The following is a 20,636-nucleotide window of genomic DNA, read 5'->3' as shown; positions in this document are numbered from 1 at the left end:
ATTATGCAGGTTACATAGATAATAAGCATTTGAATCACCCTGAACGTTATGTGATCTCTAATGATATGGGTGATCAAGCCTTCGAAGAGACAATTATGGTTTACTTCTAAAAACTCATATCGCCCATATGTAGGTTTTTCTGTTAGGCGTTATCATAATGGCTTATATGTCACGGAATCGCCACAAGATAATCGCCTCACAGCAGGAGATAAAATTGTGCAAATAGATGGCGAAGATATTACAAAGTTAGCTGTCCGCTACCGGAAAAACTTGAAGGAAGAATTACCTGAACGCCAAGAATGGGATTCTATTATTCGCAGGTCAAAGATGGTATGCGTAGAAAGAGAGGAAAGGCTATTCGAGCTTTCTCTTTCTCACTATGAGGTGCAACCGTATAAGCCATGTCACATCTTTAAACACATAACAATGAAACTGCTTATATCAAAATAACAGATTTTGCCGAGGAAAAGCCGATTCAAATGCTTATTGCTGAGAATCGGGAAGCTTTAGAGAAAATCAAAAATGGAAAAACACGGCCCATAAGTAGAGCCGTGTACTTTTTTATTCTTCTATTTTCATTTCAAAATAATCCCAAGGCTTGATGTAATCCAATAGGAACACTTCTTCCTCAACGATCTGTCCGACTATATTTTTGCGGCCGTCGTTTTTCATCGGAAGGCGGGCGATTTGCAGTTCCCCTTTGTATTGACCGAAATCATTGTTTCCGACCAATACATCTCCCTTTTGGATATCGATTGCATCGTGGTTAGGGAAGGATTCCGCTTTATATTTGACCCGGCTTTGAGTGGAGCGGATCAGATAATCGGATACATCCCCCCGGTTGAAGTGGACTTCTTTTTCAATAATGATTTTTTCTAAATCGGATGTTTCTTTGTTCGTTTTGACGCGGAAAGCCAATTTATTCGGGTTAATGGAACTCAATTGCTTTAATTCCTCTTCAGAAGCATATGCATTTCCGATCAAAACGTCATCGATCAGATTTGTGGCAAACAGATGCTTGGCTTGTGTGACAATCGGCAGCTTACGGTGCTGCTCCAACGTGCATAATCCGTCATTCACCGGCCAAGGGCCGAATGTGGCATCCTTGGAAGAAACGAATGCAGCAGTGCGGATATTGTGTTTTTTGAATAACTCAGTTGTCTCGATGAAATGGGCATAAGATAAACCTGTATATTCCTGAGGATAAAAGTTGTGGCAGCCGATCAGATTGTCCGTATTCGGGCCATAGCTGAGGATTTGCTCCACATATTTCGTACCGCTGGAAATATTGATTTCTATTTTTAGGCCATGCGGATTGTGGGTCATAAGCGCTTCTTTTTGTCCGCCAAAACCTTCATCCAATCGGATTCCTACCGCTCCCATTTTAGCGAAAACGCTTAAGTCGTCATATGAAGCGCCGATTGCCGGAAATACATGGGGAGCCACATCAAAAATGACTTCCATCCCTTCCTTGTTGGCGTGTGAAATAATGTCTGTGAACTCTTCAATGATTTCTTCCTTATCTCCTGTAACGGATAACAAGCAAGTAAAAATACGTTTGAAGCCATATTTGGCCGCTAATGAAATATACGCTTTGTCCTTTTCTCTCGTACTATGCTCCGGATAAATGGAAATCCCCAATTTTCTCATGGCACACTCTCCTATTTTAATTTCTATTTAAAAAAGGCGAAGAATGAACCCTTCGCCTTCTTAAATTTTACATTTAAGCAACTCTTTTGTATAGTTCTACCATTTCTGCAGCAAGATCTTTTACAGACATAGCTGTCATTAAATGATCTTGAGCATGAATCAACAAAATGCTGATTTCGGATTTTTCCCCGCGCGCTTCCCCTTGGATCAAATCCGTTTGTGAACGGTGCGCCTGGCCTAAGGCTTGTGTGGCTTCTTCAATGTGCTTTTCAGCCAACTCGAAGTTCCCTTCCTTAGCTTCTTTAATTGCTTCCATAGCTAAGCTTCTTGCATTGCCGCTATGAAGGATAATATTCATGATGATTGTTTCCATTATGCGAAACCTCCTGTTTGCTGCTTATTGCTGTTGTTCTTGTGCTTTTTGGGCTTTCAGCGCCACATCATCCTGGACTTTGACGAACGGAATGTATAGGGCTACAGCCACTAAGAAGTTAAATACCTGCAATGCAATCCCTTGCCAATGACCGCCGGATACAAGGTAACCGGAAATGATTGGAGGCATGGACCATGGCACCAAGGCGACTGTTTTTGGAACAAGTCCCAAGGAGATGGCAAAGAAAGAAGTACATGTCAGTACAATTGGAATTAGTACGAACGGAATAACCAAGATTGGATTCAATACAATCGGTACACCGAATAATACTGGTTCATTGATGTTGAAAAGTCCGGCTGGCGCAGTCACTCGGCCGATACTCTTATATTGGGCACTCTTCGCCACTAAGAATATGGCTACGATCAAGGCTAATGTCGCCCCTGCTCCACCTAAGTGGACATACACATCAAAGAACGGCTTTGTAATGGTTGCTAGTTGATCGCTATAAACATCAATTCCAGATTTGAACGCTTCAATATTTTTCTCAATGGACGGAAGATAAATCGTTTCCATAATCGGTCCTAAGATGTTTGTACCGTGCAATCCGAAGAACCATAATAAATGGATCAACAATGAGAAAATGATCGCTGACGGCAATGTGTTAGAAAGACCTGTCAACGGTTTTTGGATACTTTCAAAAATGATTGAATGCAATGAAGTTCCCGCATGTGATAATAGCAAGAATACTAAAGCAAAGATGATGAAAACTACAGTTGCAGGCAATAATGCGGCAAATGATCGTGCAACCGCCGTCGGTACGCCATTCGGCATTTTAATGGTAAAGTTCTTTTGGATCAACCAGCGGAAGATTTCCGTTGCGACCAGAGATACGATCAAGGATACGAACAAGCCTTGTGCGCCCATCCAACCGAAATCCAAACCGCCTTCTGTCGCAGTAACTGGTGTCATGATGATCAAAGCACCGAATGTAACTAACGCTGCAGAAAGCCCGTCAACCTTATAGGATTTTGCCAGGTTGTATGAAATGCCGATTGAAACGAGCAGCGACAGGATGGCAAATGATCCTTTCCAGATGTTCCCTCCAAGGTCCGTCCAGCCTTCCCCGAATACATTAACCATGAAGTTTTGATATCCTTCAAAAGGAAGATTGTTAATCAAAGTGGCAAATGAACCAAGGATAATAAGTGGCATGATTGCTACGAAGCCATCACGGATGGCTACTAGATGTCTTTGACTACCGATTTTACCAGCGAAGGGAACAAAATATTTTTCTAAAAATTGAATGAATTTATTCATAATTTTTCTCCTCTAATTATGCTGTCAGTCGTTGCTATTTATTATTTTTTCATGTTAAGCGCTTGGTCTAAAACAGCTTTTCCATTTAATGCGCCATAGTTCATCATATCGATTACTTCTACTGGAATACCTTTAGGTGTAGCAACTGCTTCTACCTTTGATTTAAGGAAACGAACTTGAGGCCCCAATAGAACGACATCGCACTTATCGATTTGCTCTGAAAGCTCAGCCTCTGGGATTGCCCAGATTTTTGTATCCAATGATTGAGCTGCTGCTGCTTCCTCCATTTTTGTCACTAACATACTTGTAGACATTCCTGCTGAACAAACTAACATGATATTCATTTATTTCATCCTCCAAATTAAGTAGTTGTTAACGTTTACAAAAAATATCTTACAATAGAAAAAAGGATAAGTAAACGTTTTCTCGTTAAATTCACATTTTAGACACATTTAACTAATGGATTTCATTTTACCAAAATAGTTTGTTAACTCTATTTTGAAGCATAATAAAAACCACGCCTTATCGACTTTTAGTATTCGATAAGGCGTGGTTTTTATTCGTTCAAATGAAATAAAATTTCTTCAACATCCATTTCAACACTATAATAGTGGACAAGCAGCCCTTTATCCTCCAACAGGGCGAATGAAGGGTCGCCACCGAGTGAGGCAATGGTGACGTCTCTTGGTATACGGATTTTTTGCTTATTTAATTCTGCGATGGCTCCTATTGTAAAATAAGGATGCAAAGATAATATTGCCGTTGGCCTTTTCGGCAAAGACAGAAAACGTTTCACAGCTTTCCTGCCGCTTTCTATGGAATAAGATCCTTCAAACGTATACGCAGAATCAAGGACTTCCCCTCCTGTGTACATGGCTTTCACATATCCAACATATTTTTCAATGGCATTTGGCGATGTTTTGCTGCCGTTGATGACTCCGATCAACTGGTGCCCTTCATCAAGGAGCATCGTTGTCAATTTGCTGGAATTCGCTTCTTCGTCCTCTGAGATTTGCGGTATTTTGATATCATTGACTTTAATTTTTGTATGGAAGAGCACCACTTGAATGCCCTTTACCACTAATTCCGCAATCCCCTTCTCATTGCCCCCTGCACTGGCAATCAATATCGAGTCGACACGTTTGGCTTCCAACTGCTGCAGAACTTCCCGTTCTTTTTTTTCGTTGTAAAACGTTTCAGCAAGGATTAAATGGATATTCAGAGGTTGAAGCTTTTGTTCCAGCCGCTGGATAACCTGCAGAAAATACGGATCCTGCATATCAGGTACAACCATGCCGACCAGATTTGTTTTTTGGTCCTTTAACCCTTTCGCCAATTGATTGGGAACATACTGAAGCTGTTCCGCGACATCCAGCACCTTCTTGGCAATCTCGGGGCTCACATTTCCTTTCCCATTCAAAACTCTGCTGACTGTAGCAATGGAAAAATTGCTGACGCGAGCCACGTCTTTAATGGTTGATTTCTTCATATGTACCTTGGCCTCTTTCTACTGCGATGCCTTTCATTCTACATTTTTTTTAAGAAAATGAAAAGACCGGCCTCACAAATTCGAGCAATATAACTCTATGCAAAAAGACCGATTCCCCCGCATTTGGCAGGAAACCGGTCTTTTTAACCTTTTATTCAGTAATGTGAGTATGGATCAACTTTGGTGCATCCACATGGTCAGCACTGATGATGATACTGTTATAAAGCATCTCTTTCACTTCATCAATCTGTTCCGAATTGCTATGGATTGTCAGCAAGGATTCTCCAGCCTTTACATAATCACCGATTTTTTTATGGAGAACAAGCCCCACAGCCAAATCAATTACTGATTCCTTCGTTTCTCTTCCTGCCCCCAATTTCATGGCAGCAGTACCGATTTCATCAGCAACCAATTCTTTGATATAGCCGTCCTTCTTGGCAAGAAGCTCTATTTTATGAGCAGCGGCCGGTAATTTGGACGGGTCATCGATTAGTGACGCATCGCCGCCCTGTGATTCAAGGAATAATTTGAATGTCTCCAAAGCCTTTCCATTTTGGATGGCTTCTTCAAGCATGCTGCGCGCCTCTTCCAATGTGCCTGCCTTTTGCGCCAGCAACACCATATAGCTTCCCAATGTCAGGCAGAGCTCTGCAAGATCTTCTGGACCCTCGCCCTTCAATGTATCGATCGCTTCCTTGACTTCAAGTGCGTTCCCGATTGCATACCCAAGCGGCTGGCTCATGTCAGAAATAATGGCCATCGTATTACGGCCGACATTATTGCCGATATTGACCATTGCCTGAGCCAATTCTTTGGCATCTTCCGGTGTTTTCATGAACGCTCCCGCGCCTGTTTTCACATCCAGTACAATTGCGTCTGCTCCGGCAGCAAGCTTCTTGCTCATAATGGAGCTAGCGATTAACGGAATGCTGTCAACCGTTGCTGTTACATCACGGAGGGCGTACAGTTTTTTATCCGCAGGAGTCAAATTGCCCGTCTGCCCGATAACAGAAATTTTATTCTTATTCACCAGTTCGATAAACTCTTCTTTTGGAATTTCAACTGAAAAACCTTTTACGGCTTCCAACTTGTCAATTGTTCCGCCAGTGTGGCCTAACCCCCGTCCTGACATTTTCGCTACTGGCACGCCAACAGCTGCAACTAAAGGACCAAGTACAAGAGTTGTTGTGTCACCTACACCGCCAGTCGAATGTTTATCCACTTTAATGCCGGAAATGGCACTAAGATCAATTGTATCGCCCGATTCCATCATGGCCATAGTCAAATCAGCACGTTCCTGTTCAGTCATTCCATTGAAATAAATGGCCATCAGCATGGCGCTCATTTGATAGTCGGGGATATCGCCTGTTGTAAAATTCTTAATCATATATTGTATCTCTGCAGTTGTCAGTTCCTGGTGCTCTCTCTTTTTCTCGATTAGATCTACCATTCTCATCTCTATGCACCGCCAGTTTGATTACATTTTTTTCGTCAATTCTTTTACAAAACGTAAAAATTCGCTTTTTACTTTTTCCGTGGTTTCAATGACTTCTTCATGATTTAACGGTTGGTCCAAAATACCGGCTGCCATATTTGTAATGCAAGAAATGCCTAATACGCGCATGCCGCTATGATTCGCCACAATCACTTCAGGGACAGTTGACATGCCAACCGCATCTCCACCCAATATCCGCACCATACGGACTTCGGCAGGGGTCTCATAAGTAGGGCCTGTCAAACCGAAGTAGATTCCTTCTTGAATGCTTAATCCAAGCTCTTTCGCTGTTTCCCTTGCCATAGACGCATACTCCTTATCGTACGCCTGGGACATATCAGGGAAACGAGGGCCGAAGCGCTCGTCGTTACTGCCGATCAATGGCGAGGTGCCAGTGAAATTAATATGGTCAGTGATTAGCATAAGGTCGCCCGGATGGAAAGTCTCATTGACTCCGCCGGCTGCATTTGTCACCAAAATCTTTTCTATACCAAGAAGTTTCATGACTCTAACCGGGAATGTCACCTTTTCCATCGGATAGCCTTCATAGAAGTGGAATCTTCCTTGCATGGCTGCGACTGTTTTGCCGGATAAGGTACCAATGACAAACTGTCCGGCATGGCCTTCAACCGTCGAAACAGGAAAATTCGGTATTTCATTATACGGAATGCAAACCGCATCTTCAATTTCATCGGCAAGAACACCCAAGCCAGAACCTAAAATCATGCCGATTTCAGGTTTTACCTTTGCTTTATCCAAAATAAATTGGGCTGATTCCATCATTTTTTCGTACATATTCATATCCACCTTATTTTAATAATTGCAGAAAGCTTTGTCCGTATTCAGGAAGCTTCACATTAAAGTTATCCGCCACAGTTGCCCCAATCGATGCAAATGTTTTGCTTAATGGAAGTTCTTTAGGCTCTTTCAACTTCTTGCTATACGCAAGCAATGGAACATATTCACGTGTATGGTCAGTTCCTGCATGAACCGGATCATTTCCATGGTCTGCCGTTATCAATAATAAATCGTCCTCTTTCAGTTCGGCAAGGACTTCTGTTAATCTTTCATCATATTCTTCAAGTGCTTTACCGTAGCCGATCGGATCTCTTCTATGTCCATAAAGGGCATCGAAATCAACAAGGTTCAAGAAACTCAAGCCAGTGAAATCCATGCGGATGGTATCCATCAATTTATCCATGCCATCCATATTGGATACTGTGCGCAATGATTCAGTAACTCCCTCGCCATCGTAAATATCTGATATCTTACCGATTGCGATCACATCATAGTTGCTGTCCTTCAATTCATTCATCACCGTTCTGCCGAATGGCTTAAGGGCGTAATCATGTCTGTTAGCGGTCCGTTTGAAGTCTCCCGGTTCTCCGATAAATGGACGTGCGATGACGCGGCCTACCATATATTCTTCTCTTAATGTGATTTCGCGGGCGATTTTACATATAGAGTACAATTCTTCCAACGGAACGATATCTTCGTGTGCAGCGATTTGAAGGACAGAGTCAGCTGACGTATACACAATCAATGCTCCTGTCTTCATATGCTCTTCACCCAATTCATCCAAAATGCCCGTTCCGCTAGCAGGCTTATTGCCGATGATTTTGCGGCCAGTGCGTTCTTCCAGCTCAGAAATCAATTCAGGCGGAAATCCATCCGGAAAGACACGGAAAGGTGTTTCGATGTTTAGGCCCATGATTTCCCAGTGTCCCGTCATTGTATCTTTTCCATTAGAGGATTCTTGAAGTTTCGTATAGTAAGCTAGCGGCTTTGCTACTTTTTCAACACCAGGAATCTCTTCAATGTTGCTCAAGCCCAATTTGCCCATATTAGGCATTTTCAATCCGTTCATTGCTTCCGCTATATGAAGGTATGTATGGGCGCCTTTATCGCCGAATTTTTCTGCATCCGGTGCCTCGCCAATTCCTACTGAATCCATTACTACCAAGAAAATACGTTTAAAAGTGTGTTCTTTACTCATTCCTGTTACCTCCTGTACAATTCACAACCTATTCGTTCAACAATCTCAAATATGAGGTTAACCATATATCATATATATGGATTACTTTACCCCCATATTTAGGAATTACTCTTCAATGGTTGTGGAAAATTCCCCTTGTCTGATGTCAGACCTCTATGATTTTGGCATATATTTAAGAAGTGAATCTTCTACTCCCTAATCATACACCATCGTTGTGAAAACGTCATCAATTTCCTTTTATGAATCTAGCATTCTTTTACGCTCTTGGATGAAATTTGGTATATACATCCTTCAGCCTTGTATTCGTTATATGCGTATATATTTGTGTAGTTGAGATGTCCGCATGCCCGAGCATTTCCTGCACCGAACGCAAATCAGCCCCATTCATAAGCAAATGAGTGGCAAATGAATGCCTCAATGTATGCGGGGTGAGCTCTTTCTCAATATTAGCTTTGGCGGCTAACCCCTTGAGGATTTTCCAAAATCCTTGGCGCGAAAGCCTTCTTCCATGATGGTTCAGGAACAGGGCATCGCAGGCTTGTTTTCGGCTGGCGAGCTTTGGTCTGCCTGATTCCAAATACATATCGATAGCCCTTAACGCAGTCTGGCTAATCGGTATAATCCGTTCCTTGCTCCCTTTGCCGACGCAGCGGACGAATCCCATGGTACCATGAACGTCGGACAGATCAAGCGATATTAGTTCGCTCACCCGCATACCGGTTGCATACATGAGTTCCAGCATCGCCTGGTCTCGCAAGCCGAATTTATCATCACCTTTCGGGGAATCCAATAGCGCCTCCACTTCATCCATGCTTAATACTTTAGGCAAGGCTCTTTCCTTTTGTGGTGTATCGATATGCACAGATGGATCCTGGCCAGCCCTTTTTTCACGCAATAAAAATTGATGAAGGGAGCGAATCGATGCAATATGGCGGGCTATCGTCTTGGAGGACTTGTCCTCTTGCTTTAGCTTCGCAAGAAATGCAACAATATGCGCCCTTCTTACTTCATTGAGATCGGTAGTTTGTTCCACTTGCTGCAGGAAATGGATATAGGACTTCAGATCACGCTCATATGAAACAAGAGTATTTTTAGCCAATCCTTTTTCCACAGTCAAATAATGGATGAAATCTTTTAATGCATCTTCCATAGTACATTACTCCCCGTTCAAATAAAAAAGCTTTAACCGCTCAAACCAGTCAGTATGTTCATTCGCATGCTCTGTAGCTGAAACCTTCAGAGAACTTCCCTGTGGTTCATCATAACGGTTATAATCCTGGTATTCTTGATTCAACCATACCATTCCTATATAAAAAAGAATAGTGAAGCAGACAAATAAACAAAAAACTTTAAGTGTATGAAAAATGGTACGCAGCATAGTGCCCATATCTTGTCCTCCCTATCGATTACGCTACTAACAATCTATGCCCGAGGACAGCTATTCTATACATTCAATATCAAGAATATTGGATCATTTCTCCATTTGTCGTTCGATGAACACAAACGGATTAACTGCCTGTAGCGTAAAAATGAGTGTTTTAAGATGGCCACTACATCGCATATTCCGCATTGGCAAAAGGCATAATAGCGCTTATACCTGGCTCCATTCCATGTGAACCCAATATCTCACTCCACCGGCTACACCTAGAAACTACCATCCTATCTATTACTAATAAGCAAAAAAAAGATGCCATGAAACAGAGTCATGACTCCTGTCCATCAGCATCTTGCTTATTTTTATTTGTTTCTTCTTTTGCTTGGCATCTATAGCATATTCCGTGAAAAGTCAAACGATGGTCTTTGATTTTGAAATGCCATCTTTTTTCTACTTCCATCTCTACCTCATCGAGCAGATCTTCCTGGATTTCATCCACAGCTCCACATTCCATGCAAACTAGGTGATGGTGGAAATGTGCTGCGCCTTCCTGGCGTAAATCATAGCGCGATACTCCGTCGCCAAAATTAATCTTATCTACAATTTTCAATTCTGTTAATAATTCAAGGGTTCTATAAACAGTCGCCAAACCGATTTCTGGCGATTTTTCTTTTACAAGGAGATACACATCTTCAGCACTTAAATGATCCTCTTCGTGTTCCAGGAGGACACGGACAGTCGCTTCCCGTTGAGGGGTCAATTTATAGCTTGATGAGTGCAATTGCTTCTTTATTCGATCGATTCTCTCTTCCATACGTTTTCCTCCCTGCCACTTTCATCTTACATTATAACAAAATGGCGTTGAGAGTCAAAATAGAATTATTATATTCTAGAAAAATAATGATTCTTATTTAATAAATACTATTATTTATTTTATCAAACTAACCATATACTTCATAAAAGCCGGTGACACATATGCTTCTATCATACCTGCACAAGAAATGAAAAGAATACAAACAATAAGGGAAGCTACATATTTAAATAAAATCGGCTTCAACGGAATCCTCGCTTGCCTGTTGAATATTCTTTGAATGATTTTGATGCTGAGCGATAATGATAGGACGGTTATAAATATCGTAAGCGGAACAAGAATAATATTTTGCGGCAGAACGGACACAAAAGCAATCCGAAAGCCTCCCCACCCCATGCTATTGACTAAAAAACCGACTGTAAATCCGATTACAACCCCTTTGATAAACAGGAGGATCAGGATTAACGGAATACCGATAATGCTAATTCCCAATATCCAAATCAAAGCCATATATTGGATGTTATGAGAGATGCTTCCTTTAAACATATGGTAGGAGGCAGTGATATTGCCATCTTTAACCTGGCCGAAAAAACGCGTTAGATAATAGAGCAGATCTTCCTTTTGGTTGATACTCAAACTATTGACAATAATAGCTCCACAGATAATGCCCATCAAGAAAAGGATGATAATGAATACATACAAAGAAGAGTGTTCGCGGATATGATTATTTGCGGCATATTGAAAGGGATACTGTTTCTTCATCGCTTAGTCCTCCTATGATTCTTTTACTAGATTCTATGAAATGGAAACCGGGCTTATGACGTTTTTCATCCTTTTTTTCCTAAGTAGGAAGTGAGCCTTATTTATGACAAAAAATTCATTTTTTTGTTTTCTAACAGAAAGCTCTACTGTATAATTACAAATATCTAAAAATTCTGATAGTTGTTTATTAAACACGACTCAGAAGAAAGCAGGTGCGATTAAAAATGTAAGTGCTTACAAATTATCATTCGAAAGGGGCTTGCTTATGGAAATGCCGCAAATGCAAGAAACAGTTTCCAAGAAACTATCTTCTGAAGAGTATGCTGCCATTGTACAATCACCATCCTTCCAAAAATTACTTCATGAAAAGAAAAAATTCATTATACCTTTTACCATCTTCTTCTTTTGCTTTTATTTTGCTCTTCCCATTATGACATCCTATACTGACGTCCTTACTAAATCGGCCTTTGGCAACATCACTTGGGCATGGGTATTCGCCTTTATGCAATTTGTAATGACCTGGGCTTTCTGCATGATCTACTACAAAAAAGCCAATACATTTGACAGGCTATCTCAACAAGTCATAGAAAAACAAAGGAGGTAATTTATGAACACATCCGCTTTTATTATGTTCTTGGCCATTGTTGCAGTCACGCTATTCATTACGTACTGGGCCTCCAAAAAAACAAATAATGCCAGTGAATTCTATACGGCAGGCGGCGGCCTCACCGGATGGCAAAACGGATTGGCAATAGCTGGCGACTATATGTCCGCCGCTTCTTTTCTCGGAATCGCAGGTACCATTGCGCTGGCAGGCTTTGATGGCTTTTTCTACAGCATTGGGTTTCTTGTCGCTTATTTGGTAGTCCTGTTTCTAGTCGCAGAGCCATTGCGCAATTTGGGGAAATATACATTTGCCGATATGATCGCCGCCCGATTCCAGGCAAAAAAAATACGCGGGTTCGCCGCTTTCAACACGATTGCTATTTCGATTTTTTATATGATAGCCCAGTTAGTCGGGGCAGGGGCACTTATTAAATTATTGCTTGGCATCGATTATACGACTTCCGTCCTAATTGTCGGCGTTTTGATGACTGTTTATGTGATTTTCGGCGGCATGCACGCAACAAGCTGGGTCCAAATCGTAAAGGCATTCCTTTTGATGGCGGGAACATTTGTAATTTCAATCATTGTTCTGGCTAAATTCAATTGGAACATCATGGATATGTTTACTCAAATGAAAGAAGCAACTCCTCTTAAGGAAGGATTCCTTAACCCTGGAGTCAAATATACAAACGGGCTTGATACACTATCGCTGACAATGGGGCTTGTGCTTGGGACAGCGGGGCTTCCGCATATACTGGTCCGCTTCTTTACCGTTAAAGACGCCAAAACAGCCCGGAGCTCCGTTGTATATGCCACGTGGATTATCGGCATTTTTTATGTAATGACTATTTTCCTTGGATTCGGAGCGGCAAAATTCGTAGGAAACGCCAATATTATTGCGGAAGATAAAGCCGGGAACATGGCGGCTCCATTGCTTGCAAAAGCGATCGGCGGCGATATGCTGTTTGCATTTGTTTCCGCTGTGGCCTTTGCTACTATCCTTGCTGTCGTTGCAGGTCTGGTATTAACGGCTGCCACTGCCTTTTCACATGATTTTTATAACCAAATTGTCAAAAAAGGAAAGGCAACGGAAAAGCAGCAAGTATCAATGGCTAGATACGCATCGATCGGCATTTCTATTATCTCCATCATTTTGGCTTTATTTGCCCAAAACTTAAATGTTGCATTCTTAGTTTCGTTAGCCTTCGCCGTTGCGGCTAGCGCAAACCTTCCTGTCATCCTATATACCATTTATTGGAGAAAGTTCAACACGACCGGAGCGATTTGGGCGATGGCTGTAGGCCTTATATCAGCTGTCGGACTGGTTATTGTCGGTCCTAACGTGTTCAGTCCGGAAGCAGGAAAGGCCATATTCGTTGGTGAGCCTCTGTATCCGTTTACTACTCCTGGCTTGGTGTCCATCCCGCTGGGCTTCATCGCCGGTTATATCGGTACCCTTTTGTCATCCAAGGCTGCCGTTACTGAAGGCGACGCAAGCTTTGATGAGATTCTTGTCAAATCCAATACAGGTGCAGATACCATTTAAAAAACGTCTAAGAAGCCATCATGAAGATGGTTTCTTTTTTTACGTTTGCATAAAATAGCCCCTCTAACTCCAAGCTAATAATGTATGTATTTTTTGAAGGAGGTTTCCTCATGAAGCCATTAACAGCAAAAGAATTGGAATACATCGCCGATTCAATGTCCAATGAAGACTTACTTATTAAACAATGCCTGGCAACCCTCGCTCACTCGCCCAATCAGGCAACCATCCAATTATGCGGGCAAATGCTTAAACAGCATTCACAGCATTACCAAGGATTGATGGCTCTATTGCAGCAGCATACCTCTGTTGCACCTAAAACCCCGCAGGAAGCCACACAAATGGCGCAAGCAGAAAAAGCGCAGGCGATGCAGCATCAAAGCCAATTATTCTCTATGCAGCAACCGCCAACTAGTCCTGGCATGCAGCAACAACCACTTCATTAAGGAGGAAAATCGATGAATAAACAACAGGCCATTTTATCGGAAGAAGATTTATTATACAGCATTTTATCTGACTTAAAACGGACTTGCCGGGAGTACACAACAGCTGCCACAGAATCCAATTGCCCTTCTGTCCGCCAGCAATTCCAATCACTGCTCCAGAGCAGCCTGACACTACAGGGCAATTTGTATCAGTTCATGTCACAGAACGGAATGTATAATACATCTGCTCCTACCCTTGAATCGGATATAACAACAACTTCGACCCAATATAGCCAGACACAGATGAAAACCAATCAGCTCGTTCAGCAATATGTTAACTAATCGCCGGCAAAAAGCGCTTTTCCTTCATCTGGAAAAGCGCTTTTATTCATCTTCTATTGTTTGAGTGTAAATTCTTCCGCATATGCCTTTGCCTCAGCATTGACTGCTGCCATATCCACACCTTGCTGCTGTGCTGCAAAGATGCACCCGCAATAGCATTGTCTGTAAACATTATATTCCTTGCACATCTCGATGGATCGTTGATAGCCATTGTTTTTTTTGAAATCCGACGGCAAATAGCGGACATCAAAAATCTCTTGGACAGTCATACCCAATTCATTGATAACTGATGCATTTTTCTTCGGACTGAGCGTCAGTGCGCTGCCGAAATAATCAAACCCGAGCTCCTTCGCCTTCAGCGCGGTTTGGTCTAGCCTCATTTGAAAGCACACACTGCAGCGCTTGCCGCCTTCAGGTTCCGTCTCCAATCCTTTTGTCTGGCAGAAAAAATGCCGCGGCTCATAGGATCCGCCCAAAAATTGGACATTATGATTGGTTTGTCGATTAAAGGCCTCCACGAATTGTTGCTGTACTGCTTTTCTTCGTTCATATTCCTTTCGGGGATGAATATTGGAATTGGCGAAATAGATGGTGATGTCAGCATATTCTGCCAGGAATTCAAGTGTATATGTACTGCATGGTGCGCAACAGCTATGTATTAATATTTGCGGCCTTAGCCCCTTCATTTCCCATGACTGGATCATTTTTTTCATGACCCTATCATAGTTAATTTTTTGATTTGGATCCATTTTTTCGAGAATTTCTACCGAATGAATAAACATAATAAACTCCTATATTCCTTCTATCCTTACAATTTCCCACTAGCCTTCAAAACCTGCAAATACTGGATGGCGTACACTGTTTTGGCATCTGCAATTCTTCCTTCTTCGATCAGCCGTTCCCCTTCTTCAAGCGATATTTCCATGAGTTCAACAAATTCATCGTCATCGGCAGCTGCTGGATTGTCGATTTTTTCCAATCCTTCAGCCACATATACATGGAGGATTTCGTCAGCGAATCCAGGCGAGGTATAAAAGGAAACCACCTTTTTCATGCTTTTACAGCCATATCCTGTTTCTTCCTCTAATTCTCTATGTGCAGTATGTAAAGGATCTTCTCCTTTTTCAAGCTTTCCAGCCGGGATTTCAATTATGGAGCGTTCAAGCGCTTTACGGTATTGCTCTACCATCAACAATTTACGGTCTTCCGTCAATGCCATTATTGCCACTGCACCGGGATGCTTCACAATTTCACGCTTACTCATTTTTCCATCAGGCAATCGGACTTCATCGACTTGCAGAGTGATTACCTTCCCTTCAAAAATTTTCTGGCTTCCTACCGTTTTTTCTTCGAATTTTTTCATTTTTTGCCTGCCTCCAGTTCTAGCGTCTCTATCTTTTAACATACATTTTACCATACCGAATGCGGGAGGGAACCTTATTGAAAATTACGGTTGGCACTGCCGGATTGTCGATTAGCGGAAAAGCATGGGAAGTACGCCGTATATTAAAGGAGTACAGCAAACGTTATACGTACGTCAGCGAATGGATTGAGGATTGCACCCATACTCGGCATTCATCTGAAAAGGGACAATAATATTCTTTTGCCGATTATTCCATTACAATGGGATTAAACAGATACATAGAGGTGAAAAGAAATGAAAAAAAGAAAAATAGGAAATACCGATCTACTTGTTTCAGAAATAGGACTCGGCTGCATGTCGCTCGGCAAGGACGAAAAAAAAGCGGACCATATTATCCATACTGCTTTGGAGCAAGGCATTACTTACTTTGATACAGCTGACCTGTACGACTTTGGCGTCAATGAACAAATAGTCGGGAAAGCATTATCTTCCGTCCGCGATAAGATCGTGATTGCTACAAAGGTGGGAAACCGCTGGAACGAACAAAAAGATGGTTGGTCTTGGGATGCCTCAAAGGACTATATCAAGGAAGAAGTAAAGGCCAGCCTTAAACGCTTAGGCACTGATTATATCGACCTCTACCAGCTGCACGGAGGAACAATGGATGACAACCATGAAGAAATTATAGAGACATTTGAAGAGCTTGTTTCTGAAGGATATATCCGCCACTATGGCATTTCTTCCATCCGTCCGAATGTCATCCGATCATTCCTTCAAAAATCCAATATGGCCTCTGTCATGATGCAATACAGCCTGCTTGACCGCCGGCCGGAAGAATGGATGGATGCACTGAATGAAAAAGGAGTGAGCATCATCGCCAGAGGTCCAGTTGCCAAAGGCATGCTTACTGACGCAATGCTTAGCAAGGCGAGCCAGGCAGTCAAGGAAAATGGCTTCCTTGACTACAGTTACACGGAACTGGAAAATACGCTGAATAAGCTTAAGGAAGCAATCCCTTCCCATAGCATGCAGGAACTGGCGCTTCAATATGTGCTTAGCCATTCAACCGTGGGTGCCGTGATCCCGGGAGCCAGTTCGCCTGAACAAGTAATTGCCAATGTAAAAGCGGTCGAAGCTAATCACTTAACGGAAAAGGATATTTCCATTTTGAAAGACGTAACCAAACAAAATCAATACAAAGACCACCGGTAAACGCCAAAAGAGCGAATGCAAGGAAATGTCCTTCATTCGCTCTTTTTACGTTTAAAAATCATATGCCTCTTCTTTTGCCTGCTTGACTATTCTCATGGCATTCACCAGATCGGCTGTATCGTCCACCAGCCTATCCAAGCGAAATACGACATCATCATTGACAATTTTTCCGCGATGATAGTCCTGCTCTTCAATAAATACATAGGTCGGCACGATCGTCGCCTTCATATAGACCAGAATGGGCTTCAATTGTTGCTCAGCCATGAGGAAATGCTTCGGTGTCCCGGCTGTTGCGATAATGCCCGCCACTTTGTCCCTGAATGCATTCACAGGCAATAAATCGAACACATTCTTCAAAACTCCGGGGATGGATGCTTGGAATGTCGGAGTTCCGATAAGCAATGCATCAGCCGACATGACCGTTTCCGCCACGTATTTAGTATCTCCTTCATAATCCATATAATTACGACCGTCACTGTAGCCAACCTGGTATTCACCTAAATCGATCAGTTCCACTTCCGCATCGGGATGCTTTTCACGCATACGCTCCAATGCATATTCCATGGCAATTTTTGTTTTCGTCCCGACGATGGAGCCGGAAATGCCGATGATTTTCATTTTGCATCCCTCCTATTGCTTCGCTGTCGCTTTTTTGACAGCCGGGATAATATCCGTTGCCAGCAATTCGATATTTTTCATAATTTGATTGAAAGGCACTCCTCCGGCATCGATCTCTGCCAGAAAACGCTGGTGGCCATATAATTCATATTGATACAGCATCTTTTCAATGATCTGCTGCGGACTGCCTACCATTAAGGCATTGCGTTCGCTCTTTGCTTCTGCAAACTGGTCTTTCGGATAACCGCCGCCTTTCAGCTGCAGCATTGTATTATTGATATACGGGTAATATTCCCTCATCGCCGTTTGGGTATCTTCCGCTGTGTAAAATAGGCTTGTCGTCGTGATCGGCAGAGCAGATGAATCATGGCCGTAATCCTCCGCTGTCTGACGATACATATCAACAGACGTTTTAAATGCTATTGCCGGCCCTCCGAGAGTCGTCAGCATCATTGGAATGCCTGTGCGCCCTGCCTTGATGGCGCTCGCGGGCGGCCCCCCTACTGCGCGCCAAATTGGCAGGTTGCCAGTCAGCGGCTGCGGAAATACATAGGCATTCTTTAATGCAGGGCGGAATTGCCCGCTCCAATTGATTCTCCGCTCCTCATTCAATTGCAGAAGCAGCTCCAATTTTTCCTCAAACAGCTCTTCATAGTCGCGGACATCATAACCGAACAGTTCGTAGGCCCCAAGGCGGGAACCGCGCCCGGCCACTATTTCAGCGCGGCCGTTTGAAATCAAGTCCAATGTCGCAAACTCTTCATAAACACGAACAGGGTCAGCAGTACTTAAGACAGTAGCTGAGCTGGCAATCTTTATCTTTTCGGTAGCCTGTGCGATCGCCCCTAAAACGACAGTATGTGCCGATGTCACGAATTTAGGCTGATGGCTCTCTCCGACAGCGAACATATCGAGCCCTGCGTCCTCCGCCAGTTTAGCGGCTTCGATCAGTTCCTGTATGCGTTGCTGCTCGCTTATCTTGCTCCCTGTCAACGGATCCAGCAGATGGTCGCCTATTGAATATAAACCGATTTCCATTCCGTTTTCCGGATGCAAACGATATTGTTCCATTCATATAACCTCTTTTCTCTATGTATATGACTCAATGAACGTTAATGCTCGTTAATATCAATTTACTAATAAACTGATAAAATATCAAATGATATGCCTATTCTGTTTCATTCCGCAAAAAAGCATCCACATATAGGCGAAATAACGTGCCATTTATAAAAAGGCAGCGAAAATTTGCGGCTATAGGCAGCTTGCGTTACAATCAATTGCAGACATTAATAGTCTCTAATCATTTTCAGTTTGAGGTGCATCAATGAAATATTCAAAGGCAACTAATTATGCGCTCCACACGATGGTGCATTTAACGATGGAACCAAAAGGCCAGTCAGTGAGCGTTGAACAGCTGGCGTCCATGCAACATTTATCTCCTACGTATCTGTCGAAAATTTTGACGAAGCTGGTAAAGGCAGGATTGATAGAATCAGTGCCAGGGGCAAAAGGCGGCTACAGTATTTCACGCCATGCGCATGACATTTCATTTTTGGATGTCATTGAAGCTGTGGAGGGTCAATCGGTGTTGTTCAACTGTGCGTTTGACCATGACGAAAGTGAATGTTTAATTGAGCGTGTGATGATCGAGGCGGAAGGCAACATGAAAAAAGAATTGGCCGGACGAACCATTCAAAGCATTGCGGAGCACAGCAAAAAAAGACATTGCCAGGGGACAAAAAAAGAAAAGTAATGCTTTCTCTACATACAGGCATTGGGGAGCTTGTAGGGTTCTAAACCGCACACATCACGGATTTAGTTGAGGTTGCACACCTATATGTCCCAATGTATAAAAACCGTCTCTCTATGTATTCCTTTAACCGCAAAAGAGATCGATTCCGCTTTCCTCCGATCTCTTTTGCCAACAATCCGAGGGGCATACACATATGCTCCTCATACTATTTATTTAAAGTTATGCCAATCCTGCTTGTCTTCACTAAGCAATTCAGCGAACGATTTATTCTTTTCCGCTTTTCTGCGCTCTTCTTTCCGTTTTTGTTCAGCAGCTTCCTTCTTCTTCAGCTCTTCATCCATCAATTCTCTTTGTTTATTTTTTAATTGATTGACCAAATCCTGGTCCAACATGGAGGAAAGGGTCATCTTCTCCTCTTTTGGCGCTGAAGCCTGGGATTGGCGTGATCGATTCTTTTTCATTGCTGGTACCTCCTCGTTCTTCATTGTCTTATTATAACATGATACAATACTCCGTAATACAGAATATGGAGGCGTTCATGCATGAAAAAGTTCATTCTGCCGCTTATAGCCCTTCTATCCATTTTAGCAGCGCTCGGCTTCTACTTTACCAATATATTAATGTTCATGAAAAGAAAAGATGAACTAACCATCAGGGAACGTGAGATCAAAGCGAATCGATGGAATCCCGAGGATTTCGATGCGCTGCCGAAAGAAAAAGTAGCGATTGCTTCTCCCCTTGGATACAGATTGGATTGTCTATTTATTTCTCCTCATCCAACAGACAAATGGGTGATTTTTTGCCATGGCATTACTGAAAATAAATTCAATTCGATTAAATACATGACTGTTTTTTTAGATCACGGCTACAATGCAATCTTATATGACCATCGCCGCCATGGCGGTTCCGGAGGCCAATCAAGCAGCTATGGCTATTATGAAAAAATGGACCTTAAGGCCGTTGTAGATGAATTAAAAAAACGATACGGACAGGATGTCTGCTTCGGCATCCACGGAGAAAGCATGGGGGCTGCAACTGCCTTGTTATATGGCGGAACCATTCAGGATGATGCGGCATTTTATGTGGCAGACTGCCCTTTTTCCACATTCAAAGGACAGGTTGCATACCGTCTGAAAGAAGAGACCCCATTGCCCTCATGGCTAATGCTTCCACTCGGCGATGCCTTTTTGAAATGGCGCGATGGCTATCAGTTCAAGGATGTTTCCCCGCTTCTGGCCGTACGGAATATCGAACATCCTGTATTATTCATCCATAGTGAGCAGGATGCCTACATACCGGCAACCATGTCAAAGGAATTATTCGAGGCTAAGCCCGGCAAGAAACAAATATGGATTGCCCCGAATGGAGGCCACGCGCAATCATACAACGAAAATCCTGAAGCCTATAAGAAAACAATAGCATCCTTTCTTGAAAGTATCTGAATTATTTGCTATTTTTTATTGAAAATCAGCCCCAGCAAGCTTACGATGAACTAGTAACAATGAA

The 20,636-nt window shown here is 42.6% G+C and carries 26 protein-coding genes; 9 read left to right on the top strand and 17 right to left on the bottom strand.

Annotation, left to right across the window (positions count from 1 at the left end):
• The first annotated feature begins 60 nt into the window (after positions 1 to 60).
• Positions 61 to 450, top strand: a complete 390-nt coding sequence (locus ABC357_RS05245) for a PDZ domain-containing protein (protein WP_412886491.1) — start codon at positions 61 to 63, stop codon at positions 448 to 450.
• Between the two features lie 111 nt (positions 451 to 561).
• On the opposite strand, the gene ABC357_RS05240 is transcribed toward ABC357_RS05245, so the two are convergent.
• From ABC357_RS05240 to spoIIM, 12 genes are all read right to left on the bottom strand, one after another.
• On the bottom strand, positions 562 to 1,650 hold the full coding sequence (locus tag ABC357_RS05240; protein ID WP_412886490.1) for a DUF871 domain-containing protein: 1,089 nt from the start codon (positions 1,648 to 1,650) through the stop codon (positions 562 to 564).
• 73 nt (positions 1,651 to 1,723) lie between these two features.
• Positions 1,724 to 2,023, bottom strand: coding sequence for a PTS lactose/cellobiose transporter subunit IIA (locus ABC357_RS05235; protein WP_412886489.1), 300 nt, complete (start codon positions 2,021 to 2,023; stop codon positions 1,724 to 1,726).
• 24 nt (positions 2,024 to 2,047) lie between these two features.
• The gene (celB, locus tag ABC357_RS05230; RefSeq protein ID WP_412886488.1) at positions 2,048 to 3,340 is read right to left on the bottom strand and encodes a PTS cellobiose transporter subunit IIC; all 1,293 of its coding nucleotides are present in this window, start codon (positions 3,338 to 3,340) and stop codon (positions 2,048 to 2,050) included.
• 41 nt (positions 3,341 to 3,381) lie between these two features.
• Positions 3,382 to 3,684, bottom strand: a complete 303-nt coding sequence (locus ABC357_RS05225; protein ID WP_412886487.1) for a PTS sugar transporter subunit IIB — start codon at positions 3,682 to 3,684, stop codon at positions 3,382 to 3,384.
• 212 nt (positions 3,685 to 3,896) lie between these two features.
• A complete protein-coding gene (locus ABC357_RS05220) occupies positions 3,897 to 4,829 on the bottom strand; it encodes a LacI family DNA-binding transcriptional regulator (RefSeq protein WP_412886486.1) in 933 nt (310 codons plus the stop codon).
• 151 nt (positions 4,830 to 4,980) lie between these two features.
• Complete coding sequence (locus ABC357_RS05215; RefSeq protein WP_412886485.1) at positions 4,981 to 6,285, bottom strand: pyrimidine-nucleoside phosphorylase; 1,305 nt, start codon at positions 6,283 to 6,285, stop codon at positions 4,981 to 4,983.
• Positions 6,286 to 6,306: 21 nt separating this feature from the next.
• Positions 6,307 to 7,125 (bottom strand): purine-nucleoside phosphorylase, encoded by an 819-nt coding sequence (locus ABC357_RS05210; protein WP_412886484.1) that lies wholly within the window; start codon positions 7,123 to 7,125, stop codon positions 6,307 to 6,309.
• Positions 7,126 to 7,132: 7 nt separating this feature from the next.
• Positions 7,133 to 8,320, bottom strand: coding sequence for a phosphopentomutase (deoB, locus tag ABC357_RS05205; RefSeq protein ID WP_412886483.1), 1,188 nt, complete (start codon positions 8,318 to 8,320; stop codon positions 7,133 to 7,135).
• A gap of 256 nt (positions 8,321 to 8,576) precedes the next feature.
• Positions 8,577 to 9,470 carry a site-specific tyrosine recombinase XerD gene (gene xerD, locus ABC357_RS05200; protein WP_412886482.1) on the bottom strand — a complete coding sequence of 298 codons (894 nt, stop codon included), beginning with the start codon at positions 9,468 to 9,470 and terminating at the stop codon, positions 8,577 to 8,579.
• A gap of 6 nt (positions 9,471 to 9,476) precedes the next feature.
• Positions 9,477 to 9,707 carry a YqzK family protein gene (locus ABC357_RS05195; protein ID WP_412886481.1) on the bottom strand — a complete coding sequence of 77 codons (231 nt, stop codon included), beginning with the start codon at positions 9,705 to 9,707 and terminating at the stop codon, positions 9,477 to 9,479.
• Positions 9,708 to 10,023: 316 nt separating this feature from the next.
• Positions 10,024 to 10,509, bottom strand: a complete 486-nt coding sequence (gene fur, locus ABC357_RS05190; RefSeq protein ID WP_412886480.1) for a ferric iron uptake transcriptional regulator — start codon at positions 10,507 to 10,509, stop codon at positions 10,024 to 10,026.
• Between the two features lie 114 nt (positions 10,510 to 10,623).
• Positions 10,624 to 11,268 (bottom strand): stage II sporulation protein M, encoded by a 645-nt coding sequence (gene spoIIM / locus ABC357_RS05185; RefSeq protein WP_412886479.1) that lies wholly within the window; start codon positions 11,266 to 11,268, stop codon positions 10,624 to 10,626.
• 265 nt (positions 11,269 to 11,533) lie between these two features.
• Here spoIIM and ABC357_RS05180 point away from each other — a divergent pair, with 265 nt between their 5' ends.
• From ABC357_RS05180 to ABC357_RS05165, 4 genes are all read left to right on the top strand, one after another.
• Entirely contained in the window at positions 11,534 to 11,872 is a 339-nt protein-coding gene (locus tag ABC357_RS05180; RefSeq protein WP_412886478.1) for a DUF485 domain-containing protein, read from the top strand.
• A gap of 3 nt (positions 11,873 to 11,875) precedes the next feature.
• Entirely contained in the window at positions 11,876 to 13,420 is a 1,545-nt protein-coding gene (locus tag ABC357_RS05175; RefSeq protein WP_412886477.1) for a solute symporter family protein, read from the top strand.
• Positions 13,421 to 13,530: 110 nt separating this feature from the next.
• Entirely contained in the window at positions 13,531 to 13,863 is a 333-nt protein-coding gene (locus tag ABC357_RS05170; RefSeq protein WP_412886476.1) for a hypothetical protein, read from the top strand.
• Between the two features lie 12 nt (positions 13,864 to 13,875).
• Positions 13,876 to 14,184: a spore coat protein gene (locus tag ABC357_RS05165; RefSeq protein ID WP_412886475.1), complete on the top strand. Its 309-nt coding sequence runs from the start codon at positions 13,876 to 13,878 to the stop codon at positions 14,182 to 14,184.
• 53 nt (positions 14,185 to 14,237) lie between these two features.
• On the opposite strand, the gene ABC357_RS05160 is transcribed toward ABC357_RS05165, so the two are convergent.
• Together ABC357_RS05160 and ABC357_RS05155 are read right to left on the bottom strand one after the other, a co-directional pair.
• Positions 14,238 to 14,966, bottom strand: coding sequence for an epoxyqueuosine reductase QueH (locus ABC357_RS05160; protein WP_412886474.1), 729 nt, complete (start codon positions 14,964 to 14,966; stop codon positions 14,238 to 14,240).
• 26 nt (positions 14,967 to 14,992) lie between these two features.
• A complete protein-coding gene (locus ABC357_RS05155) occupies positions 14,993 to 15,547 on the bottom strand; it encodes an NUDIX hydrolase (RefSeq protein ID WP_412886473.1) in 555 nt (184 codons plus the stop codon).
• Positions 15,548 to 15,630: 83 nt separating this feature from the next.
• Between ABC357_RS05155 and mciZ the strand changes: the two genes are divergently transcribed.
• Positions 15,631 to 15,780: a Z-ring formation inhibitor MciZ gene (gene mciZ, locus ABC357_RS05150; RefSeq protein WP_412888580.1), complete on the top strand. Its 150-nt coding sequence runs from the start codon at positions 15,631 to 15,633 to the stop codon at positions 15,778 to 15,780.
• Positions 15,781 to 15,841: 61 nt separating this feature from the next.
• Positions 15,842 to 16,759 carry an aldo/keto reductase gene (locus ABC357_RS05145; protein WP_412886472.1) on the top strand — a complete coding sequence of 306 codons (918 nt, stop codon included), beginning with the start codon at positions 15,842 to 15,844 and terminating at the stop codon, positions 16,757 to 16,759.
• Positions 16,760 to 16,810: 51 nt separating this feature from the next.
• On the opposite strand, the gene ABC357_RS05140 is transcribed toward ABC357_RS05145, so the two are convergent.
• Together ABC357_RS05140 and ABC357_RS05135 are read right to left on the bottom strand one after the other, a co-directional pair.
• A complete protein-coding gene (locus tag ABC357_RS05140; protein ID WP_412886471.1) occupies positions 16,811 to 17,377 on the bottom strand; it encodes an NADPH-dependent FMN reductase in 567 nt (188 codons plus the stop codon).
• Positions 17,378 to 17,389: 12 nt separating this feature from the next.
• Positions 17,390 to 18,448, bottom strand: coding sequence for an LLM class flavin-dependent oxidoreductase (locus tag ABC357_RS05135; protein WP_412886470.1), 1,059 nt, complete (start codon positions 18,446 to 18,448; stop codon positions 17,390 to 17,392).
• 253 nt (positions 18,449 to 18,701) lie between these two features.
• Here ABC357_RS05135 and ABC357_RS05130 point away from each other — a divergent pair, with 253 nt between their 5' ends.
• Positions 18,702 to 19,130: an Rrf2 family transcriptional regulator gene (locus ABC357_RS05130; RefSeq protein WP_412886469.1), complete on the top strand. Its 429-nt coding sequence runs from the start codon at positions 18,702 to 18,704 to the stop codon at positions 19,128 to 19,130.
• 209 nt (positions 19,131 to 19,339) lie between these two features.
• Here the strand turns inward: ABC357_RS05130 and ABC357_RS05125 are convergent, their stop codons facing one another.
• Positions 19,340 to 19,591 (bottom strand): YqkE family protein, encoded by a 252-nt coding sequence (locus tag ABC357_RS05125; RefSeq protein WP_412886468.1) that lies wholly within the window; start codon positions 19,589 to 19,591, stop codon positions 19,340 to 19,342.
• A gap of 81 nt (positions 19,592 to 19,672) precedes the next feature.
• On the opposite strand from ABC357_RS05125, the gene ABC357_RS05120 reads away from it, so the two are divergent.
• Entirely contained in the window at positions 19,673 to 20,572 is a 900-nt protein-coding gene (locus ABC357_RS05120; protein ID WP_412886467.1) for an alpha/beta hydrolase, read from the top strand.
• Positions 20,573 to 20,636 lie beyond the last annotated feature (64 nt).

Origin of the sequence: Bacillus kalamii, assembly GCF_047238185.1 — a bacterium.
Taxonomy (GTDB): Bacteria; Bacillota; Bacilli; order Bacillales; family DSM-1321; genus Bacillus_AD.
Note: the sequence above shows the minus strand (reverse complement) of the source record. Positions and strands in the feature narration are given on the sequence as shown.